The 19,241-nt window shown below is 73.7% G+C and carries 17 protein-coding genes; 9 read left to right on the top strand and 8 right to left on the bottom strand.

Annotated features, from left to right (window positions below):
* Positions 1 to 162: 162 nt before the first annotated feature.
* The gene (locus ACZ4WZ_RS19710; protein ID WP_467891960.1) at positions 163 to 1,806 is read right to left on the bottom strand and encodes an acyl-CoA dehydrogenase family protein; all 1,644 of its coding nucleotides are present in this window, start codon (positions 1,804 to 1,806) and stop codon (positions 163 to 165) included.
* A gap of 17 nt (positions 1,807 to 1,823) precedes the next feature.
* Here ACZ4WZ_RS19710 and ACZ4WZ_RS19705 point away from each other — a divergent pair, with 17 nt between their 5' ends.
* Together ACZ4WZ_RS19705 and ACZ4WZ_RS19700 are read left to right on the top strand one after the other, a co-directional pair.
* The gene (locus tag ACZ4WZ_RS19705; protein WP_388946494.1) at positions 1,824 to 2,948 is read left to right on the top strand and encodes a YihY/virulence factor BrkB family protein; all 1,125 of its coding nucleotides are present in this window, start codon (positions 1,824 to 1,826) and stop codon (positions 2,946 to 2,948) included.
* Between the two features lie 50 nt (positions 2,949 to 2,998).
* Positions 2,999 to 3,730 carry a helix-turn-helix transcriptional regulator gene (locus ACZ4WZ_RS19700; RefSeq protein WP_467891957.1) on the top strand — a complete coding sequence of 244 codons (732 nt, stop codon included), beginning with the start codon at positions 2,999 to 3,001 and terminating at the stop codon, positions 3,728 to 3,730.
* On the opposite strand, the gene ACZ4WZ_RS19695 is transcribed toward ACZ4WZ_RS19700, so the two are convergent.
* The gene (locus ACZ4WZ_RS19695; RefSeq protein WP_467891955.1) at positions 3,664 to 4,062 is read right to left on the bottom strand and encodes a VOC family protein; all 399 of its coding nucleotides are present in this window, start codon (positions 4,060 to 4,062) and stop codon (positions 3,664 to 3,666) included. The genes ACZ4WZ_RS19700 and ACZ4WZ_RS19695 overlap by 67 nt on opposite strands.
* 390 nt (positions 4,063 to 4,452) lie before the next feature.
* Between ACZ4WZ_RS19695 and rsgA the strand changes: the two genes are divergently transcribed.
* Positions 4,453 to 5,547 carry a ribosome small subunit-dependent GTPase A gene (gene rsgA, locus ACZ4WZ_RS19690; RefSeq protein WP_467891952.1) on the top strand — a complete coding sequence of 365 codons (1,095 nt, stop codon included), beginning with the start codon at positions 4,453 to 4,455 and terminating at the stop codon, positions 5,545 to 5,547.
* A gap of 652 nt (positions 5,548 to 6,199) precedes the next feature.
* Here rsgA and ACZ4WZ_RS19685 read toward each other — a convergent pair.
* Complete coding sequence (locus ACZ4WZ_RS19685; protein ID WP_467891950.1) at positions 6,200 to 6,682, bottom strand: DUF456 domain-containing protein; 483 nt, start codon at positions 6,680 to 6,682, stop codon at positions 6,200 to 6,202.
* Positions 6,683 to 6,706: 24 nt separating this feature from the next.
* Positions 6,707 to 7,672, bottom strand: a complete 966-nt coding sequence (locus ACZ4WZ_RS19680) for a helix-turn-helix domain-containing protein (protein WP_467891948.1) — start codon at positions 7,670 to 7,672, stop codon at positions 6,707 to 6,709.
* A 313-nt stretch (positions 7,673 to 7,985) separates the two neighbouring features.
* Between ACZ4WZ_RS19680 and ACZ4WZ_RS19675 the strand changes: the two genes are divergently transcribed.
* From ACZ4WZ_RS19675 to ACZ4WZ_RS19665, 3 genes are all read left to right on the top strand, one after another.
* Positions 7,986 to 9,347, top strand: coding sequence for a protein phosphatase 2C domain-containing protein (locus ACZ4WZ_RS19675; RefSeq protein WP_467891946.1), 1,362 nt, complete (start codon positions 7,986 to 7,988; stop codon positions 9,345 to 9,347).
* A gap of 65 nt (positions 9,348 to 9,412) precedes the next feature.
* Positions 9,413 to 11,155, top strand: coding sequence for a pyruvate dehydrogenase (locus ACZ4WZ_RS19670; protein ID WP_467891944.1), 1,743 nt, complete (start codon positions 9,413 to 9,415; stop codon positions 11,153 to 11,155).
* 183 nt (positions 11,156 to 11,338) lie between these two features.
* Positions 11,339 to 11,728 carry an ATP-binding protein gene (locus ACZ4WZ_RS19665; protein ID WP_467892097.1) on the top strand — a complete coding sequence of 130 codons (390 nt, stop codon included), beginning with the start codon at positions 11,339 to 11,341 and terminating at the stop codon, positions 11,726 to 11,728.
* A 53-nt stretch (positions 11,729 to 11,781) separates the two neighbouring features.
* Here ACZ4WZ_RS19665 and ACZ4WZ_RS19660 read toward each other — a convergent pair whose 3' ends face one another.
* Both ACZ4WZ_RS19660 and ACZ4WZ_RS19655 read right to left on the bottom strand, forming a co-directional pair.
* Complete coding sequence (locus tag ACZ4WZ_RS19660; RefSeq protein WP_467891942.1) at positions 11,782 to 12,840, bottom strand: DUF2637 domain-containing protein; 1,059 nt, start codon at positions 12,838 to 12,840, stop codon at positions 11,782 to 11,784.
* Between the two features lie 192 nt (positions 12,841 to 13,032).
* Positions 13,033 to 13,902, bottom strand: a complete 870-nt coding sequence (locus ACZ4WZ_RS19655; RefSeq protein WP_467891940.1) for a (2Fe-2S)-binding protein — start codon at positions 13,900 to 13,902, stop codon at positions 13,033 to 13,035.
* A 207-nt stretch (positions 13,903 to 14,109) separates the two neighbouring features.
* Between ACZ4WZ_RS19655 and ACZ4WZ_RS19650 the strand changes: the two genes are divergently transcribed.
* Positions 14,110 to 14,784, top strand: coding sequence for a GntR family transcriptional regulator (locus tag ACZ4WZ_RS19650; RefSeq protein WP_467892095.1), 675 nt, complete (start codon positions 14,110 to 14,112; stop codon positions 14,782 to 14,784).
* 84 nt (positions 14,785 to 14,868) lie between these two features.
* Here the strand turns inward: ACZ4WZ_RS19650 and ACZ4WZ_RS19645 are convergent, their stop codons facing one another.
* Together ACZ4WZ_RS19645 and ACZ4WZ_RS19640 are read right to left on the bottom strand one after the other, a co-directional pair.
* Positions 14,869 to 15,624 carry a hypothetical protein gene (locus ACZ4WZ_RS19645; protein ID WP_388945459.1) on the bottom strand — a complete coding sequence of 252 codons (756 nt, stop codon included), beginning with the start codon at positions 15,622 to 15,624 and terminating at the stop codon, positions 14,869 to 14,871.
* Positions 15,625 to 15,814: 190 nt separating this feature from the next.
* On the bottom strand, positions 15,815 to 17,491 hold the full coding sequence (locus ACZ4WZ_RS19640; RefSeq protein ID WP_467891939.1) for a PucR family transcriptional regulator: 1,677 nt from the start codon (positions 17,489 to 17,491) through the stop codon (positions 15,815 to 15,817).
* 253 nt (positions 17,492 to 17,744) lie between these two features.
* On the opposite strand from ACZ4WZ_RS19640, the gene ACZ4WZ_RS19635 reads away from it, so the two are divergent.
* Both ACZ4WZ_RS19635 and ACZ4WZ_RS19630 read left to right on the top strand, forming a co-directional pair.
* Positions 17,745 to 18,638 (top strand): FAD binding domain-containing protein, encoded by an 894-nt coding sequence (locus tag ACZ4WZ_RS19635; protein WP_467891937.1) that lies wholly within the window; start codon positions 17,745 to 17,747, stop codon positions 18,636 to 18,638.
* A gap of 2 nt (positions 18,639 to 18,640) precedes the next feature.
* Positions 18,641 to 19,240 carry a (2Fe-2S)-binding protein gene (locus tag ACZ4WZ_RS19630; RefSeq protein ID WP_467891935.1) on the top strand — a complete coding sequence of 200 codons (600 nt, stop codon included), beginning with the start codon at positions 18,641 to 18,643 and terminating at the stop codon, positions 19,238 to 19,240.
* Position 19,241 lies beyond the last annotated feature (1 nt).

Below are 19,241 nucleotides of genomic sequence, written 5' to 3'. Positions count from 1 at the left end.
AGCTCCTTCCTCGGGGCTCTTGGACCAGGGGTGGTGCCGAGTCGGCGCGGCGCCACCCCCGGTTCCACCTCCACGGGCTCGGATCCGGTGCTGAGCGTTCCGGCGGCCGTAGCGGTTTGGGGACCACGACGGCCAGGGAGCACGGTGGTTTGGGGACCGCCGTCAGCCCGTGATCCGCGCCCGTGCCACCACCGCGGCCAGGTCCAGGCTGTGCGGCAGCGTTCCGAAGGCCGCCCCCCAGTCACCGCCGAGCCGCGACGCGCAGAACGCGTCCGCCACCTCCGGCGGAGCCCACCGCACCAGCAGCGAGCCCTGCAGCACCAGGGCCATCCGCTCCACCACCCGGCGGGCCCGTGCCTCGATGCCGTCGAGATCGGCCAGCTCCGTCAGCAGGTTCTTGATGGCCGCGTCCAGCCGGTGGTCGGCGCCCCGCGCCAGGCCGACTTCCTGGAGGAAGGCGGTCAGGGCCTGCGGCTCCCGCTGGAGCGCGCGGAGCACGTCCAGGGACTGGACGTTGCCCGAGCCCTCCCAGATGGAGTTCACCGGGGATTCGCGCAGCAGCCTCGGCAGCCCCGACTCCTCGACGTAGCCGTTGCCGCCCAGACACTCCAGGGCCTCCGCCACCATCGGCGTGCAGCGCTTGGTCACCCAGTACTTCGCGGCGGGGACGGCCAGGCGCAGGAAGGCCCGCTCCTGGTCGGTTCCGGCGTCGTACGCGGCCGCGAGGCGCAGCGTCAGAGCCGTCGCCGCCTCCGACTCAAGGGCGAGGTCGGCGAGGACGTTGCGCATCAGCGGCTGCTTGATGAGCGGTGCTCCAAAAGCAGAGCGGTGCTCCGCGTGGTGGACGGCCTGCGTCAGCGCCTGCCGCATCAGCGACGCCGAACCGATCACGCAGTCCAGCCGGGTCGCCGCGACCATCTCGATGATGGTCCGCACCCCCCGGCCCTCCTCGCCCACCCGCCGCGCCCATGTACCGTCGAACTCGATCTCCCCCGACGCGTTCGACTTGTTGCCCAGCTTGTCCTTCAGCCGCTGGATCGCGAACGCGTTCCGCGTCCCGTCCGGCAGCACCCGCGGCACCAGGAAGCAGGTCAGCCCTCCCGGCGCCTGCGCCAGCACCAGGAACCCGTCCGACATCGGAGCCGAGCAGAACCACTTGTGCCCGGTCAGCACGTATTCCCCGGAGGCGTCCAGCGGCGCCGCCGTCGTCGTGTTCGCCCGTACGTCGCTGCCGCCCTGCTTCTCCGTCATCCCCATCCCGAAGAGCACCCCGGCCTTCTGCCCGGCCGGCCGCAGCCCCTCCTCGTAGACGTGCGAGGTCAGCCGCGGCTCCCACTCCGCCGCCAGCTCCGGATCGGCCCGCAGCGCCGGCACGGCGGCGTGCGTCATCGAGACCGGGCAGCCGTGCCCCGACTCGGCCTGCGACCACAGGAAGAAACCCGCCGCGCGCCGCAGGTGCCCGGCCGGACGGCCCCAGGCGTCCGTCAGCCCGGCGCCCACCGCGTGCCCGAGCAGCCGGTGCCACGAAGGGTGGAACTCCACCTCGTCGATCCGGTTCCCGTACCGGTCGTGCGTCCGCAGGACCGGCGGGTGCTCGTTCGCCTCCCGGCCCCATTGCTGGGCCTGCGCGGAACCCGCGGCGCGCCCGAGCACGGTGAGCTCCCCGCGCACCTCCTCGCGGAGTTCCGGTGCCGCGTCGGCGAGGTGCCGCTCCACGCCCTCCGTGAGGGCACGGTCGCCGAGGTAGACCTCGTACCCCACGAGGGGAGGGGCCTGGTTGCTGACTGTGTGGGTGGTGGCTGCCATGCGGATACCGTAAGGACGTGCAGCCAGCAAAAGAAACACCCGAGGGGTTCCCGGTACGGCCGGGACGGCTCCACCGGGCCCGCGCCCTCTACCGCAACGTCTCCAAGCGCACGATGGGCTGGCTGCTCCTCAAAGACACCGTCAACTCCTGCATCGAATACCGGATCCTCGGCCTCGCCGCCGAAGCGGCCTTCTTCACCCTCCTCTCCCTGCCCCCGCTCTTCCTCGGCCTGCTGGGCCTGCTCGGCTACGTGGACGGCTGGACGAACACCGAGTCCGTCGCCAGCATCGAGGAGAACATCCTGCGCGCGGTCGGCACCGTCCTGTCCGACCGGGGCGTCAACGACATCGCCAGACCCATGCTCGACGACGTCACCAGCCGCGGCCGCCCCGACCTGATCTCCCTCGGCTTCGCCTTCGCCCTGTGGTCGGGCTCGCGCGCCGTCAACGTCTTCATCGACACCATCACCGTCATGTACGGGCTCGACGGACAGCGGGGCATCGTCAAGACCCGGCTGCTCGCCTTCCTCCTCTACGTGATCGCCCTGCTGATCGGCGCGATCGTGCTCCCGCTGATGGTGGTCGGGCCCGACGCCGTCGTCCGCCTGGTGCCCTGGAGCACGGAGGTCATCGCCGTCCTCTACTGGCCCGTGGTCACCCTGCTCTCCATCGCCTTCCTGACTACGCTCTACCACGTCTCCGTACCCGTCCGCTCCCCGTGGATCGAGGACGTGCCGGGCGCGCTGGTGGCGCTCGCGATGTGGGTGCTCGGCTCGTTCCTGCTGCGGATCTACCTCACCAACACGGTGGAGGGGCCGACGATCTACGGCTCCCTGGCCGCGCCCGTCGCGATCCTGCTGTGGATCGGCATCTCCGCCTTCGCGGTCCTCGTCGGCGCCGCCGTCAACGCCGCCATCGACCGGGTCTGGCCCTCGGTGGCCACCGCCGCCGCCCGCGAGGCCAACGAGCGGGCCCGCGAGGCCGAGGCCGCCCGGCTCGTCGCCCGCGCCGCCGCCTGGCGGGCCCTCGCCGAGGGGGAGTCCGAGGACGACGAGGACGCCGGAATGCCCTCGGAGTTCCCCGAGCGCTGGTCGAACTTCCTGCCGCCCGACGACTACACCTCCCGCCTGCGCAAGCACTGACGGCGGGCCCGGCCGGAGGGCCTCGGTGGTCCGACCCTTAGGGTGGCCGTGTGTACGAGGAAGCGCCGTCCGGGGCGGTCCCCGGAGCCGTGGTCTGGCGGGCGCGGGGACCCGGCGGGGTGGTGCTGCCCGACGGGTGCATGGACCTGCTGTGGATCGAGGGGCGGCTGCTGGTCGCCGGCCCCGACACCGGCCCGCACCCCGCCGGGGAGGTCCCCGGCCGTTCCTTCGCCGGACTCCGCCTCGCCCCCGGCACCGCGCCCGCGCTGCTCGGCGTACCGGCGCACGCACTGCGCGACCGGCGGGTGGAGCTGGCCGACCTGTGGCCCGGCCCGGACGTGCGCCGCCTCACCGAGCGCACGGCCGCGTACGAGGACCCGTGCGCGGCCCTCGAAGCGCTGGCCCGGACCCGCCTCGCCGCCGCCGGCCCGCCCGACCCGCTCCCCGCCGAGGTGACGGCCCGGCTCCGGGCGGGGCAGCCGGTCGCCGCGATCGCGCGGGCCGTCGGGCTCGGGGAACGCCAGCTGCGCCGGCGCTCCCTCGACGCCTTCGGGTACGGCCCCCGCACCCTGGGCCGGGTGCTGCGCCTCCAGCGCGCGCTGGCCCTGGCCCGGCGCGGGCTCCCCCAGGCGGAGGTGGCCTCCGCCGCCGGGTACGCCGACCAGGCGCACCTGGCCCGCGAGGTGCGCGCCCTGGCCGGGACCACCCTCGGGGCCTACACGGCGTCGGCGGGGGCGAACAGCGAGACCCCGCAGCCGTCCGGGTCGAGCACCACCGCGTAGCGCTGCCCCCAGAAGGCGTCCCAGGGGTTGAGGTGCCCCTCGTACCCGGCGCCCGTCAGCTCCGCGTACAGCGCGTCCACCTCGGCGGGGGAGTCGCACAGAAAAGCGAGCTCCCGGCGCTGGCCGCCGCTCGGCGGGGTCCAGGAGGGGTCGAAGGACCGGACCGTCTCCTCCGTGTCCCAGGCGATCCGCAGCCCGCCGGGCAGTACGGCCTCGACGTGCGGCTGGGTGTCGGCGCCGGCCGGGACGTCCAGACCGAGCCGGCGGTAGAAGGCGAGCGAGGCGGCCATGTCGGAGACGACCAGGCCGATCATGTCGAGTCGTGGAGTCATGCACCGCAGGCTAGGCGGGCGGCCGGGGCGAGGTCTTGAAGGAAACGGACATCGCGGGAACGGCACACGGACGTCGGCACGGGGACGTCGGCACGCGGACGCCGGCACGCACCCCGGCGCGGTCCGGTGAATAAACCGGTGGTGCCGCCCCGGGGGCCGGGTTATGGTTCCGGCGTACGGGAGCGCGGCACCGAGCCGCCTTCCGGAGAGCCGCGTCGGCTCGTCGTGGAAACAGGAGGTGAGGACATTGATGACTGTCACGGTGACGGGTGTTGCCCGCATTCAGGAGTTCATCATCGTTTCCGCCCCTGTGGTCTCCGGCTGACCTCACACTCTCTTCGCACCGCCGCCGAGCGGGCGCTGCCGGGGCCACCCTGTGAAGGGTTCCCCTTGACTCTCTCTTCTTCCACCTCTTCCCTGTCCTCCCTGTCCTCCTTCGGCTGGGACGAGGCATGGGCCGACGAGTTCGCCCCCTACGCCGCCCAGGGACTCCTTCCCGGCCGCGTCGTGCGGGTCGACCGGGGCCAGTGCGACGTGATGACGGGGAACGGCGTGGTCCGCGCCGACACCGCGTTCGTCACCCCGCACGACCCGCTGCGGGTCATCTGCACGGGCGACTGGGCCGCCCTCGAGGCGACCGGCAACCCCCGTTACGTGAAGGCGTACCTGCCGCGCCGGACCGCCTTCGTGCGGTCCACCTCCTCGCAGCGGTCCGAGGGGCAGATCCTCGCCGCCAACGTCGACCACGCGATCATCGCGGTCTCGCTCGCCGTCGAGCTCGACCTCGGCCGGATCGAGCGGTTCCTCGCGCTGGCGTGGGAGTCGGGTGCACAGCCGCTGGTCGTCCTGACCAAGGCCGACCTGGTCCCGGACCCGAGCACCCTGGCCCACCTGGTGCAGGATGTGGAAACCAGCGCTCCGGGCGTGCAGGTCCTCACCGTCTCCTCCCACACGGGGGAGGGCACGGACGTGCTCGCCGCGATCGTCGCCGACGGTACGAGCGTGCTGCTCGGCATCTCCGGCGCGGGCAAGTCCACGCTGGCGAACGCGCTGCTCGGCGCCGACGTCATGCACGTCCAGGAGACCCGCGAGGTCGACGGCAAGGGCCGCCACACCACCACCACGCGCAACCTGCTCGCCCTGCCGGGCGGGGGCGTTCTGATCGACACCCCGGGGCTGCGCGGCGTCGGGCTCTTCGACGCGGAGGCGGGGGTGGGGCAGGTGTTCTCGGAGATCGAGGAGTACGCCGAGCAGTGCCGCTTCCACGACTGCGCGCACGAGGCGGAGCCGGGGTGCGCGGTGCTGGAGGCGGTGGCGGAGGGCGCGCTGCCTGAGCGGCGCCTGGAGAGCTACCGCAAGCTGCTGCGCGAGAACCAGCGGATCGTCGCGAAGACCGACGCCAGGCTGCGGGCGGAGATCCGCCGGGACTGGCGCATGAAGTCGGCGGTGGGGCGCGCGAATTACGCGGCGAAGCGGGGCAACTAGCGGGGGCCCTGGCCGGGCGGTTCGGGGGTGGGGTGGCTGCCCGGCAGGGTGGTTGCCCTGCCGGGCGGTTGCCCTGGCCGGGCGGGGTGCGGGTGGGGTGTTGCCCTGGCCGGGCGGGGTTCGGGTGGGGTGGCTTCGGGTCGGGGTCGGTGCCGGGGTGGGGTGTCGTCCGGGGCGGGCTTCGATGTTCGGCGCCTGTTCCGGATCCGGTTGTGCTCGGTACCGGGCGCCGAATTCATCTCGTTTTGGCCCCGGACGACACCCCACCCCGTCCCCGCCCCCTCACGTGGTTCTCCGGCCGCCCGGGTGTCTTTGCCCGGGCAGGCGTGCTGCTGGCAACTCCGCCTCGTCGGCCGCCTCGTCTGCAGTCCCGGCTCGGCCTGCAACTTCTCCTTGGCTGGCAACTCCGTCTTGGCCGGCAACTCCACCCGGGTCGGCAACTTCAGCCCCGCCGGCGTTTGAGGCGCGGGGGTCTGGGGGCTGGCCCCCAGGAGACGGTCCGCAGGCGGGCGGGCTGCGCGGGCACATCCAACCCCGCCGGCGTTTGAGGCGCGGGGGTCTGGGGGCGGAGCCCCAGGAGGGGGTCCGGGCGCAGCCCGGGGAACGGGCGAAGGGCGGGTAGGGGACTCCGGCCCGCGCAGCGGTAGCCCGGCTACACGGCCAGCACCGTTCCGAGCCACGCCGCCGTAACCAGAAGGCACGCGAGCAGCTCCACCAGCACGCTCGTCCCCACCGCCCGCATCACCGCCCGGACCGACGCCCACGCCTCCCCGTGCGTGCCCAGCCGGCGGCGTTCGGAGAGGTAGATGCCGCCCACGAAGCCCGGCACCGCCCCGACCACCGGCAGCAGGACGAAGCCCGCCACCGCGCCCGCGCCCGCGTAAGCCGCCATGCGGCGGGTGACCCCGACACCCCGCAGCCGCCGCGGCGGCAGTTGCCACTTCACCACCTGCACCACCAGCAGCAGGGCCGTCGAGGCGACCAGGACCGCCCATGCGGCGGCGGACCGCTCGTGCAGGGCCCACCACAGCAGCCCCGCCCAGACCAGCCATGTCCCCGGCACTCCCGGGACCAGTACCCCCAGCACCCCGAGCAGCAGCACCAGCCCCACCAGGAGCAGCTGAGGCAGATCCATGGGCTCAGCCTGACCGACCCCCGGCTATCGGGCCACCCAGCCCCGTTCGTACGCGTGCCAGCCGAGCTGGAGCCGGGTCGTCACGCCCGTCAGCTCCATCAGCCCCTTCACGCGCCGCTGGACCGTCCGCAGGCCCAGGTCCAGGTGTTTGGCCACGCTCGCGTCCGTCATCCCGGCCAGCAGCAGGGAGAGGATCTCCAGGTCGGTGGTGTCGGGGCCGCCGTCGCCCTCCTCGGGGTGGCCCGTGACGCCCAGCCTCAGGGGGAGGGACTCCCGCCACACCGCCTCGAAGAGGCCGCGCAGCGATTCGAGCAGGCCCGACGCGTGCACCACCAGGGCCGTCGGCTCCGCCCCGCGGACCGTCAGCGGGACCATGGCGAGGGTGCCGTCCGCGATCACCAGCTTCGTGGGTACCGCTCCCGTCACCCGGATCCGTTCGCCGCGGGCCAGTGCGCTGGAGGCCTCCCGCATCCCGGTGGGCAGCGTGAGCACCTCGCGCTCGACGACCACCCGGTACTCGACGCCCCGTACGGCCACCCGGTCCTCGGCCTCGGCCACCGCCCGGTGCCGGCCGCTGACCAGCGCGCAGACCTCTTCCGTCGCGCCCAGCCGGAGCTGGTGGAAGCGGTGGGCCACGGCGCTCGCTCCCGTGACCACCTCCACCAGGTCGTGCACGGAGGGTTCGGCCGCTTCCGCCCGGTACTGGCGCGCGAGCAGCGCCGCGGCCGTCTCGGCCTGCTCCAGTTCGTGGCGCTGCTGGGTCAGCAGGGCTCCGAGGGCGACGTCCGGCGGTGCCGCCACCCAGCGGCCCGGGCGGGCCGAGGACCGGGCCGCGAGGCCGTGGCGCTCCAGGTGCCGCAGCGCCCGCTCGGTCTGCGGCACGGGCAGCGTCAACCGGTGTGCCAGGTCGGGCACCTCCGCCGCCCCCAGTGCCACCAGCGCGCGGTACGCCGATTCCTGGCCCTCGTCCAGGCCTATCGCTCCCAGCAACCCGTCCACCCCACTCCCCAGAGCCGTTCCCGGCGGGGAGCGGCCACGGCGCGAACCCGCCGCTGCCATCTTCGCCGCATCCCCCGCTCCGCTGTCACGGCGGCTCCCCCGCGGCACCAACATCCTCCCGGCATGGGCCCTTTGCGGAGTGGATGAGGTGATTTCGTCCGGTGAGAGCGATGCGTCCGAACGCCCCCGGGCGGGCGAACGGGCGTACGGGATCCGTGCGGTGGGGTTCACCGGGCGGTGGCCCAGGGGGTCCTTTTCGTGCATTCGGCGTTTTCCGCCGCCCGGTCGGGCCGAGAATGGGGGCATGAGTCAGCAGGGCGCCGAGGACTGGTGGCAGAAGCTGTACGAGGACCCCGAGGCGGGCCCCGCCCCCGACCCGGGGGAAACCCTGGACCAGCGCTTCCGCTCGGCGTCGGTCCTGGTGACCGGCCCGGCGCCGGCCGGGCCCCCCCTGCCGGGCCCCCGGCGGGAGCCGCCCGAGGTGTCCGCCGGGGCCGGGGAGGCGGGGCGGCGGCCGGAGGCGCAGCCTCCGACGGCCGGGGCGCCGCCCGCCCCGCCACCGGCGGTTCCGGCCCCCGGGGGTCTGCCGTCCGTACCGCCGCCGACCGAGCCGCCGCCCGGGTACCGGATCGCCGGGCCGCCCCCGCCCCCGCCCGTACCCCCGGCGCCCCTGCCCCCGCAGCGCACGGCGCCCCCCGCGGCGGATCCGCGGGTGGCCGGCGAGACCGGGTACGCGCGGGGGGACGTGGCCGTGCCGCCGGCCCCCGGACCCGGCTGGGCCCCGCCACCCGAACGGGGGCCCGGGCCCGAGCGGCCCGCGGTGCGCCACCTCGGGGACCGTGCCCCCACCTACGCCGCCGAGCCGGGGGCACTGCCCGCGGCCGACCCCGCCGCGCTCGACTTCCTGACCCCCGACACCGTCCTGGAGGGCGCCCGCTACGGCACGTACACCCTGCGGGCCGCCTCGCTGCGCGGGGACTCCGCCCGCTACCGGGGCGAGGCCCGGCGGGACTTCCTGCTCACCGCCCGCTTCGGCAGCGGCGACGAAGCGCTCGTGCTGGTGGTCCTGGCCGGCGGGGACCGGGCCGCGCCCGGCGCCCGCGAGGCCGCCGCCGAGCTGGGCCACCTCGTCGCGGCGGCCGTCGGGCGCAGCCGGGAGCGGCTGGCCGAGGACATCCGTGCGGGCCGGCGCGAGGCCCTGCTGTCGGGGCTCCAGCGCCTCACCGACCGGGGCTACGGGCGGCTGCGGGCCCGCGCCGCTGAACTCGGGCTCGCGGAGGAGGCGTACACCGCCGGGCTGCGCGGGCTCCTGCTGCCGCTGGACCCGCACTGCCCCCACCGGGTGTCCTTCGGCGCGGGCGCGGGCGGGGCCTTCAGGCTGCGCGCCGGCCGCTGGCAGGACCTGGAGGCCGCCGATCCGGCCACCGGGGCGCCGGGCGGCGCCTTCCGGTTCCGGGCGTCCGTGGCCCGCCCGGGTGACACCCTGCTGCTCTGTTCCGGGGGCCTCGCGGAGCCGATGCGGGAGGAGAGCCTGCTTCCGGCCGAGCTCGCCGCCCGCTGGTCGCAGGGGGAGCCGCCGGGCCTGGCGGCGTTCCTCGCGGACGCCCAGCTCCGCCTCAAGGGCTACGCCGACGACCGGACGGCCGTCGCGCTCTGGGAGGCGTAGCCGGGCGGGACGTGCGTGGATGGAAGGCGCACACGGCTCGCGAGGAACCGGAAAGGGCGCCTTCCATGGCCAAGCAGAACGTGGCGGAGCAGTTCGTGGACATCCTCGTGCGCGCGGGCGTGCGCCGGGTGTACGGAGTCGTCGGCGACAGCCTGAACCCCGTCGTCGACGCGATCCGCCGGACGGGTGGCATCGAGTGGATCCAGGTCCGCCACGAGGAGACGGCCGCGTTCGCGGCGGGCGCCGAGGCCCAGATCACCGGCCGGCTCGCCGCCTGTGCGGGCTCCTGCGGGCCCGGCAACCTCCACCTGATCAACGGCCTGTACGACGCCCACCGCTCCATGGCCCCCGTCCTCGCGCTCGCCTCGCACATCCCCTCCGGTGAGATCGGGCTCGGCTACTTCCAGGAGACCCACCCCGACCAGCTGTTCCGCGAGTGCAGCCACTACAGCGAGCTGATCTCCAACCCGGCGCAGATGCCCCGGCTGCTCCAGACCGCCGTCCAGCACGCCATCGGCCGCGGCGGTGTCAGCGTCGTCGCGCTGCCCGGGGACATCGCCGCGCAGCCGGCTCCGGAGAAGGCGGTGGAGCACGCCCTGGTGACGGCCCGGCCGACCGTACGGCCCGGCGACGAGGAGATCGAGAAGCTGGTCCGGCTGGTCGACGAGGCCGGCAAGGTGACGCTCTTCTGCGGCAGCGGTACCGCGGGCGCGCACGCCGAGGTCATGGAGTTCGCCGGCCGGGTCAAGGCCCCCGTCGGCCACGCCCTGCGCGGCAAGGAATGGATCCAGTACGACAATCCGTACGACGTCGGCATGAGCGGTCTGCTGGGCTACGGCGCCGCCTACGAGGCCACGCACGAGTGCGACCTGCTGGTCCTGCTCGGCACGGACTTCCCGTACAACGCCTTCCTCCCCGACGACGTGAAGATCGTCCAGGTGGACATCCGGCCGGAACACCTGGGCCGCCGCTCCCAGTTGGACCTCGCGGTCTGGGGGGACGTGCGGGAGACCCTGCGCGCGCTGAACACGAGGGTGCGGCCCAAGGAGGACCGCCGCTTCCTGGACCGGATGCTGAAGAAGCACGCGGACGCGCTGGAGGGGGTGGTGAAGGCGTACACGCGCAAGGTGGAGAAGCACACGCCGATCCACCCCGAGTACGTGGCCTCCGTCCTCGATGAACTGGCCGACGACGACGCCGTGTTCACCGTCGACACGGGCATGTGCAACGTCTGGGCGGCGCGCTATCTTTCCCCGAACGGCAAGCGGCGCATCATCGGCTCCTTCAGCCACGGCTCCATGGCCAACGCCCTCCCGCAGGCCATCGGCGCACAGTTCACGGACCGCCGCCGTCAAGTGGTGTCGATGTCGGGTGACGGCGGCTTCTCGATGCTGATGGGAGATTTCCTCACCCTGGTGCAGTACGACCTGCCCGTCAAAGTGGTTCTCTTCAACAACTCCTCCCTGGGCATGGTGGAGTTGGAGATGCTGGTTTCCGGCCTTCCCTCGTACGGAACGACGAACCGCAATCCGGACTTCTCCGCGATCGCCCGCGCGGCGGGTGCCTACGGGGTGCGGGTGGAGAAGCCCAAGCAGCTCACGGGCGCTTTGAAGGACGCGTTCCGGCACAAGGGGCCCGCGCTGGTGGACGTGGTGACCGACCCCGACGCCCTGTCGATCCCGCCGAAGATCAGTGCCGGGATGGTGACCGGATTCGCACTGTCCGCCAGCAAGATCGTGCTGGACGGCGGGGTCGGCCGGATGGTTCACATGGCTCGTTCCAACCTCCGCAACGTGCCCAGGCCTTGAGCCCGAAGGAGTGCGGACCGTCACCAGGGGCATGCATCCCGTAGACCTGTTCGAGACCACGGGCAGCGCTATACGGGGAGGTATGTCGCCGTGCGGGTGGGGGCGAAGACCGGGAAGACGTGGAGGACCGAACGGCCCTTGGCGCGGGAGCCGTCGACGGGTGCCGGGCAGGACCGCGCCGAGATGGCGCGCAGCGTGCGCCGGGCCGACCTGAAGGCCGTGGGCGAGGTGCGCCGGGCCCTGCGGGAGCTGCTGCGGCACCGCTGCCGCGGCGAGGCGGCCGAGGCGGCCGAACTGCTGATCACCGAGGTCGTCACCAACGCCCTCGTGCACACCGAACAGGGCGCCGAGGTGTCCGCGAGCCTCAGGGGCGGCCGGCTCCGGGTCGAGGTCCGCGACCACGCCGCACTCCTGCCCCGGCCGTACGTACCGTCCGCCGACGACGGTACGCACGGCCGCGGACTGGTCCTGATGCAGGCGCTGGCCGACGACTGGGGCGTGGACCCGCTCGGGCCGGGGCGCGGCAAGGTGGTCTGGTTCGAGCTGGGGGTGACGGGCACGGGCCGGGCCTGAGCGTGCGGAAGCGGGGCACCCGGGGGCACCCCGCCTCCGTGCTCGCGGTCCGGTCAGCCGAACTGCTGCTCCAGGTCCTTCAGTTTGCGCTCCAGGGAGTCGAGCCGGGGGATCGTCTGGGTGTCGTCCTCGGCGGTGAGGTCCACCGTCCGGGGGCCGGGCGGATCAAGGGGTTCGGTTCCGTTCACGGCCTGCAGTGAGGGCCTTCGGCGCAGGGGCAGCTGTCCCGCTTCCGATATGGCGGGCTCCGCGCCGACCGGCGCGGAGCCCGGCCCGGGGGCGAGCCCCGGCAGGTCGACCTGGCGTCCCCGGGTCCGCCCGAAGGCCCTGTTCTGCCGGCCCAGCGCCTTGATGTGGGCGCGGTCCAGGCGGTGCTGCTCCCGCCTGCGGTGCCGGTCCCGTTCACGCTCCTTCTTGTCCTCGCGCACCTCGTCCACCGCCTCGTCGAGGGTGCGTACCCCCTCCAGCAGCATGAGCGACCAGGCGCCGAAGGTCTCCCGGGGCGCCCGCAGCCAGCGGACCATGCGGATCTGCGGCAGCGGACGCGGGATCAGGCCCTGCTCGCGCAGTGCCGCGCGGCGGGTCTGCTTGAGGGCCCGGTCGAAGAGCACCGCCGCCGAGAGCGACATCCCGGCGAAGAACTGCGGGGCACCGTCGTGGCCCGAACCCCGCGGTGCGTGCACCCAGTTGAACCAGGCCGCCGCCCCGGCGAACAGCCAGACCAGCATCCGGGAGCCGAGGGCCGCGTCGCCGTGGCTGGCCTCGCGGACGGCGAGCACCGAGCAGAACATGGCGGCGCCGTCGAGGCCGAAGGGGACCAGGTACTCCCAGCCTCCGGAGAGGTTCAGGTTCTGCCGGCCGAAGCCGACCAGCCCGTGGAAGGAGAGCGCGGCGGCCACCGCCGCGCAGCAGAAGAGCAGGACGTACGAGGCGGTCCCGTAGACGGCCTCCTTGCGGCGGCGGCGTTCCTCGCTGCGTTCCCAGCTGTCGTCGGCCGCCGCCTTCTCGCCCTCACGCTTGCCCCGGGCCAGTACCGCCACTGCCGCAAGCACGCCCAGGATCAACAGGCTGCCGGGCAGCAGCCAGTCCAGCGATATGTCGGTCAGTCTCATGCGGATGTCCCTTGCCTCGCGTATGCGGCTTTCCGGGCGCCATAGTGGCGCAGCCGGTCAGTGGTGCACGTGGGTTTCGGGGCAAGTGGACGCCATCGGGGGGCGGGTCCCGTCGGATAGGGTGTTGTGGGTCGAACTGGCTCTCGGTCGGACCGAGTTGAGTTCGAATCCACTTCATCCGTGCGGGTGGGTTCAGCCGGTGGCCGCCGTGAGCCGGGTGACGCGGTCCGCGTCACAGGTGCGCGGGCAGGTCGTACAGGTGTCCTCCGGGCGGATCGTGTAGAAGAAGCAGCAGCTCGCCCGGTCCCGGGTGGTGAGCTCCGCCCCGCCGGCACCGGCGAGGGCCCGGAAGCCGGCGCCGGCCGTGTACGGGGCGAGCGCGCCCGGCAGCAGCAGTTCCAGCTCGCGCACGGCCCGCCGCTCCTCGCCGAGCAGGCTCCCGACGTACCAGAGCCCCTCGACCACCTCGTCGGCGGCCATCGCCCACAGCGCGCGGCGGCCGCGCCGCATCCGCGGGCCGAAACCTTCCAGCAGCGGTCCGAGGTGCTGGGCCACCGCTGCCCGCACCTCCTCGCGCAGGGCCTCCTCGCCGGGCACGACCCGTGCCCCGGGGAGGGAGGCCGCCGGGTCGCCCGGCAGGCAGGCGAACTCCTCCACCCGTACGGACATCCGCCCCTGGGTCCTGTGGAAGGCCACCCGGTCCACGGGCAGCCGGGGCACCCGGCGTTCCAGGAACCACGGGACGGTGATCAGCAGGCAGGCCGGCCAGGCGTACCGGTGGAGCCCGAACCCGGCCACCACGTCGGGCCGGCCCCGGCGCCCGTAGTCCCGCAGGACCTGGGCCTCGTCCCAGGCGAGGTGGGCGTCCAGGGCCGCGCCGCCCGCCGCGAGCTCGTGCGCGCCGACCCAGCCCGCACCGCGAGGGAGGGGTTCGTGCGCGCCGCGCTCCTCGGCCCGCAGGCCCGGATGGGCGGCCGCCAGGCGCTCGTACGCGCGTGCCACCGGAGAGCCGGCCGGGGCGGGGGCGGACGGGGGCGGGGCGGGAACAGCCGAGCCGGGCATGGCGGACCACCGAATCACGGGTCGTGAGAGAAGGTAAGGCTTACCTTAGCGGATCTCCGGTGGTGGGGGGAGGCCGGGGCCGCCCGCTTCCTCCCGCCGCTCACGTCCGCGACGCCCGTGGGCCCGTCACCTATCCTCGGAACCGGTCGAGACCCGGAGGAGGACCGAGTGCACGAAGCGGCCCACGCCCTGGTGTCGGAAGAGCCGGTGGGGCCGGCGGAGCAGGCGCCGCCGGACGAGCCCCTGATCCCGCCGCAGAAGGTGCTGCGCCATTCGGTGCGCGGACAGGTCCTCGAAGCGCTGCGCGCCGCCCTCGTGGACGGGGAGCTGGCGCCGGGGGAGATCTACTCGGGCCCCGCGCTCGGCGAGCGGTTCGGGGTCTCGGCGACCCCCGTCCGCGAGGCGATGCAGCAGCTGGCGCTGGAGGGGGCGGTGGAATGCCTGCCCAACCGGGGCTTCCGGGTGCTGAGCCGCACCCCCCGCGCCCAGGCCGAACTGTCCGAGGTCCGGGCCCTGATCGAAGTGCCCGTGATGCTCCGGCTGGCCCGCTCGGTGCCCGCCGCGACCTGGGAGTCCCTGCGCCCGGCCGCCCTCGCCACCGCCGAGGCGGCCGCCGAGGGGGACCTGCCCCGGTACGCGGACGCCGACCGGGCCTTCCACCGGGCCGTGCTCTCCCTGTCGGGCAACGGCCAACTGGCGCAGATCGCGGAGGAACTGCACCGGCGCGCCCAGTGGCCCCTGCCCGGCGCCCCGCGCGTGCGCCGCGCCGACCTGGTGGCCGACGCGGCCGAGCACTCCGCCCTGCTGGAGGCCCTGATCGCGCAGGACCTCCTGGTGGTGGAGTCGCTCGTACGCGAGCACTTCGCGGGCTCCCCGGCCTGAGGCCCCGACGCCCGCCCGGGACGTCGACGGCGCTTGACCCGCCGACGCCCGCCTGGGATGCCGCCTCACGCCCGCCCGGCGCCCCTACGCCGCCGGGGCCAGCTGGTCCGCCAGCCACGTCGGGATGCCGCCCAGCAGGTGGAACAGGCGCCGGGCCTCCGCGCGCAGCCGGGCGGCCTCGGGCTCCGGTTCCACCTCGGCCAGCGCCGCCAGCGCCGGGGCCGTGCCGACCAGGAAACCCAGGTCCTCCCGGATCCGCAGGGACTCCGAGAAGCCCTTGCGGGCCTCCGCGACCTCGCCGTCCCGCAGCGCCAGTGCGGCGAGGTGGCGCCACGTGAAGGACAGCAGCAGCGTGTCGCCGTGGGCCAGCGCGCCCGTGTGCGCGCGGTGGTACGCCGGCCGGGCCGCCTGCGGGGCGTCCGCCAGGTGCTCGGCGACCAGGCCCCGCCGGAAGTCCAGCAGCGGGCGCGTCCGCGACCCGGGGGACAGCAGGGCGGCCGCGCGGCCCAGCGCCGAGCGGGCCTCGTCCGCCCGGTCCCGTACGCCGAGCACGGTCGCCGCGTACGCCAGCTGGCCCCGCTCGCAGGCCGCCGCGCCCCGCTCGTCGTCGTCGTGGGCCACGGCCTCGGCCACCCGCAGCGCGTCCTCCGCGTCGGACCAGCCCTGGCCGGTGAACAGGCACCTCTCCACCAGGAGCGCGGTGCGCTGCACCGCCGCCCCCGCCTCGTCCGCGTGCGGCGTCAGCAGGGCCGCCGCGTCCGTCCAACAGCCGCGCGAGCGCAGCCGCCATATCGCCCGCTGGAGGGGGTCGTCGCCCCCCGTAGATCCCGCACCGGACATGGCGGTATCCGCCACAGTGCCCTCCCCGAAGCAACCAAGCAGCACGTCGTTGAGCCCTGGGGCGAAATGAGAGCACGGATCGGCCGCATCGGCCAAGGGGTCGGGTGAACTCTTTCACAAAGTCCGGACGGCTCGTCAGCCGCCCCGGCCCGGCCCCTCCCGGGACCACCCCCCGCGATCAGGGAGTTGGTCAGCTCATGCGCAGTGCGAGGAAGAAATCGAGCTTGTCCTCCAGGCGCGAAAGGTCCCGCCCCGTCAGCTGCTCGATTCGCCCGACCCGGTAGCGCAGCGTGTTGACGTGCAGGTGCAGCCGCGTCGCGCAGCGCGTCCAGGAGCCGTCGCAGTCCAGGAACGCCTCCAGGGTCGGGATGAGCTCCGCCCGGTGCCTGCGGTCGTAGTCGCGCAGCGGGTCCAGCAGGCGGGCCGTGAAGGCGCGGCGGACGTCGTCCGGCACGAACGGCAGCAGCAGTACGTGCGAGGCCAGCTCGTGGTGGCCGGCCGCGCAGACCCGGCCGGGCCGGGCCGCCGCGACCCGGCGGGCGTGCCGGGCCTCCTCCAGCGCCCCGCGCAGTCCCTCGGCGGAGTGCACGGCCGCGCTGACGCCGAGGGTGAGCCGGCCGTCGTCGGCCAGGCCGGCCGCCAGGGGCTCGCGTACGGCCGCCAGGAGCACGTCGGCGTGCAGGGCGGAGTCGGGGCCCTTGTCCTCGCCGGCGTCGCCGGAGAGCGCGGCCAGCGGTACGAGGGCGATCGCCTCGTCACCCGCATGGGCCACCGCGATCCGATCGGACGGTTCGGGTCCGGCCATCGACGGGTCGACCAGGATCTCCTCCAGCAGCGACTGGGCCACCGGGCCGCCGGGGATGTTCCCGCCCTCCCAGTCCACCCGCGCCACGACGACCTGCCAGTGCGGGGCGACGCCCAGGCCGGGCAGCAGGACGGGCGCGGCCACCCGCAGGCGGGCGGCGATCTCGGCGGGCGGAGCGCCCGTCTGGACCAGCTCCAGCACCTCCTGCGCCAGCCGGCGGCGCACCGTACGGGCCGCGTCGCGGCGGTCCCGCTCCACCGCGATGAGCTGGGTGACGCCCTGGAGCAGGTCCAGGCGCTCGGCCGGCCAGTCGCCCGCGTCCGCCTCGACGGCCAGCAGCCAGTCGGACAGCACGCTCTCGCGCACGTCACGCGCGGCGGCGGCCGGGCCCCGGCCGTGTCCTCTGATCGGGAAGAGGGAGTACGTAATACCCTGGATGGACATCCGGTGCGGACCCCTGCGGCCGGTCCGGACCGCCGCGAGGTGTTCGCTGGCCAGCGCCGCGCAGATGCCCGGAGCGAGCGGCTCGCCGGCCCCGGCGATCTGCCGGCCGGTGGGCGAGAGCACCCAGGCCCGCAGATCGAGGTCCGTGGTGAGCAGATCCAGCACCACATCGGGTCCGCCGCCCGCGGGGCCCGAGGTCATCAGACGCCGGTGGCGGTCCACGACCGCCGCCAGGTCGCCCGCGCGTTCCCCGGAGACCTGCCGCACCACGTATTCCGTGATGGTGGCGAACGCGACGTCCTCGTTCACCGCGAAGAGCGGGAGCCGGTTGCGCCGACAGGCTGAAACCAGATCGTCGGGGATGTCTCCCAGTTCCGCTTCGCCGGCCGCGAGGCCCGCCACTCCCGCGCTCGCGAGGATTCGTACGAATGGCTCGGAGTCGGCTGAATTTCTTCGCCATGCCAGCCCCGTGAGGACAAGTTCTCCCCCCGACAGGTATCGGCTGGGATCCCTCAGGTCGGTCGTCATGACCCCGCGGACCGTCCGGTCGAGTTCTTCCTCGCCGCCCAGCAGCCGCAGCCCCAGCGCCTCGGTTTCCAGCAGTGCGCGCAGCCGCATGATGTCGCCGCCGATCTGTCTCGAATGTTGCCGTTGGAAATCGGGCAGGTCGTCGCATCCTGCCTTTCATACGAATCTACAAGACGAAGGAGGCCGCCAGCCAACTCCTTCATGGTTTCGGTGACTGCACCCGAGGGACACCGGGCTTGTGTACTGGCTCCACACCGCGTTAACAGCACGTGAACGACCAGTCGAGGGCCCTTCGGCCTCCTGGCTTGAAGTGAACGACCCGATTAAGAAGAAGAGAGCCGACATGGACTTCCTTCGCCCCGCCAGCTGGGAGGAGGCACTCGCCGCCAAGGCCGAGTACCCCACAGCTGTGCCGATTGCGGGTGGCACCGACATCATGGTCGAGATCAACTTCGATCACCGCCGTCCGGAATACCTCCTGGACCTCAACCGCATCGAGCTGCTGCGGGAGTGGGAGGTCGGCGAGGAGGTCACCAAGCTCGGCGCCTCCGTCCCGTACACCCAGATCATGGAGAACCTGCGCGGTACGCTGCCGGGTCTCGCGCTCGCCTCGCACACGGTCGCGTCCCCGCAGATCCGCAACCGCGGCGGTGTCGGCGGCAACCTCGGTTGCGCCTCGCCCGCCGGTGACTCCCACCCCGCCCTGCTCGCCGCCGACTGCCACGTCGAGGTCGAGTCGGTGCGCGGCTCCCGCCTCATCCCGATCGACGAGTTCTACACCGGCGTGAAGCGCAACGCGCTCGCCGCCGACGAGCTCATCAAGACGGTCCACATCAAGAACGCCACGGGCCCGCAGCAGTACTCGAAGGTCGGCACCCGCAACGCGATGGTCATCGCCGTCTGCGGTTTCGGCCTCGCGCTGCACACCGACACCCGCACCGTGCGTACGGGCATCGCCTCCGCCGCCCCCACCCCGATCCGGGCCAAGGCCGCCGAGGAGTTCCTGAACGCCGCGCTCGAAGAGGGCGGGTTCTGGGACAACGGCAAGGTCATCACCCCGTCGATCGCCAAGCAGTTCGGTGAACTCGCCTCCGGCGCGTGCAACCCGATCGACGACGTCCGCGGCACGGCGAAGTACCGCCGTCACGCGGTTGGCATCCTTGCTCGCCGTCAGCTCGTCTGGACGTGGGAGCAGTACCGCGGCGACAACGGCCGCTCGCTTGAAGGGGCTGCGTAACCATGCGCGTCAATTTCACTGTCAACGGTCGTCCGCAGGAAGCCGACGACGTGTGGGAGGGCGAGTCCCTCCTCTACGTGCTGCGTGAGCGTCTGGGCCTTCCCGGCTCGAAGAACGCGTGCGAGCAGGGCGAGTGCGGTTCCTGCACCGTCCGTCTCGACGGAGTGCCGGTCTGTTCCTGCCTGGTCGCGGCCGGCCAGGTCGAGGGCCGTGACGTCGTGACCGTCGAGGGCCTGGCCGACTTCGCCAAGCAGCGCGACGCGCACGGCCACGCCTGCGGCACCAGCGCGTGCGGCGGCTCCCAGGGCGTCTCCACGGACGAGGCCAAGCAGTGGTCCGCCAAGGGCACCGACTCCCAGACCGGTGAGGGCGCCGAGCTCTCCAACATCCAGCAGGCGTTCATCGACGCCGGCGCCGTCCAGTGCGGTTTCTGCACCCCGGGTCTGCTGGTCCAGGCCGACGCCCTCCTGGAGAGCAACTCCGACCCGTCCGACCAGGACATCCGTGAGGCCCTGTCCGGCAACCTGTGCCGCTGCACGGGCTACGAGAAGATCCTCGACGCGGTCCGCCTCGCGGCCGCCCGTCAGGGAGAGGCTGTCTGAT

This window comes from Streptomyces sp. NPDC029122, assembly GCF_055569445.1.
Note: the sequence above shows the minus strand (reverse complement) of the source record. Positions and strands in the feature narration are given on the sequence as shown.

What these genes read in the sequence shown, in the direction of transcription:
- ACZ4WZ_RS19710 (WP_467891960.1), bottom strand. Translation starts at nt 1,806, where the DNA reads ATGGCAGCCACCACCCACACAGTCAGCAACCAGGCCCCTCCCCTCGTG.
- ACZ4WZ_RS19695 (WP_467891955.1), bottom strand. Translation starts at nt 4,062, where the DNA reads ATGACTCCACGACTCGACATGATCGGCCTGGTCGTCTCCGACATGGCC.
- ACZ4WZ_RS19685 (WP_467891950.1), bottom strand. Translation starts at nt 6,682, where the DNA reads ATGGATCTGCCTCAGCTGCTCCTGGTGGGGCTGGTGCTGCTGCTCGGG.
- ACZ4WZ_RS19675 (WP_467891946.1), top strand. Translation starts at nt 7,986, where the DNA reads ATGAGTCAGCAGGGCGCCGAGGACTGGTGGCAGAAGCTGTACGAGGAC.
- ACZ4WZ_RS19670 (WP_467891944.1), top strand. Translation starts at nt 9,413, where the DNA reads ATGGCCAAGCAGAACGTGGCGGAGCAGTTCGTGGACATCCTCGTGCGC.
- ACZ4WZ_RS19665 (WP_467892097.1), top strand. Translation starts at nt 11,339, where the DNA reads ATGGCGCGCAGCGTGCGCCGGGCCGACCTGAAGGCCGTGGGCGAGGTG.
- ACZ4WZ_RS19660 (WP_467891942.1), bottom strand. Translation starts at nt 12,840, where the DNA reads ATGAGACTGACCGACATATCGCTGGACTGGCTGCTGCCCGGCAGCCTG.
- ACZ4WZ_RS19655 (WP_467891940.1), bottom strand. Translation starts at nt 13,902, where the DNA reads ATGCCCGGCTCGGCTGTTCCCGCCCCGCCCCCGTCCGCCCCCGCCCCG.
- ACZ4WZ_RS19645 (WP_388945459.1), bottom strand. Translation starts at nt 15,624, where the DNA reads ATGTCCGGTGCGGGATCTACGGGGGGCGACGACCCCCTCCAGCGGGCG.
- ACZ4WZ_RS19640 (WP_467891939.1), bottom strand. Translation starts at nt 17,491, where the DNA reads ATGCGGCTGCGCGCACTGCTGGAAACCGAGGCGCTGGGGCTGCGGCTG.
- ACZ4WZ_RS19635 (WP_467891937.1), top strand. Translation starts at nt 17,745, where the DNA reads ATGGACTTCCTTCGCCCCGCCAGCTGGGAGGAGGCACTCGCCGCCAAG.
- ACZ4WZ_RS19630 (WP_467891935.1), top strand. Translation starts at nt 18,641, where the DNA reads ATGCGCGTCAATTTCACTGTCAACGGTCGTCCGCAGGAAGCCGACGAC.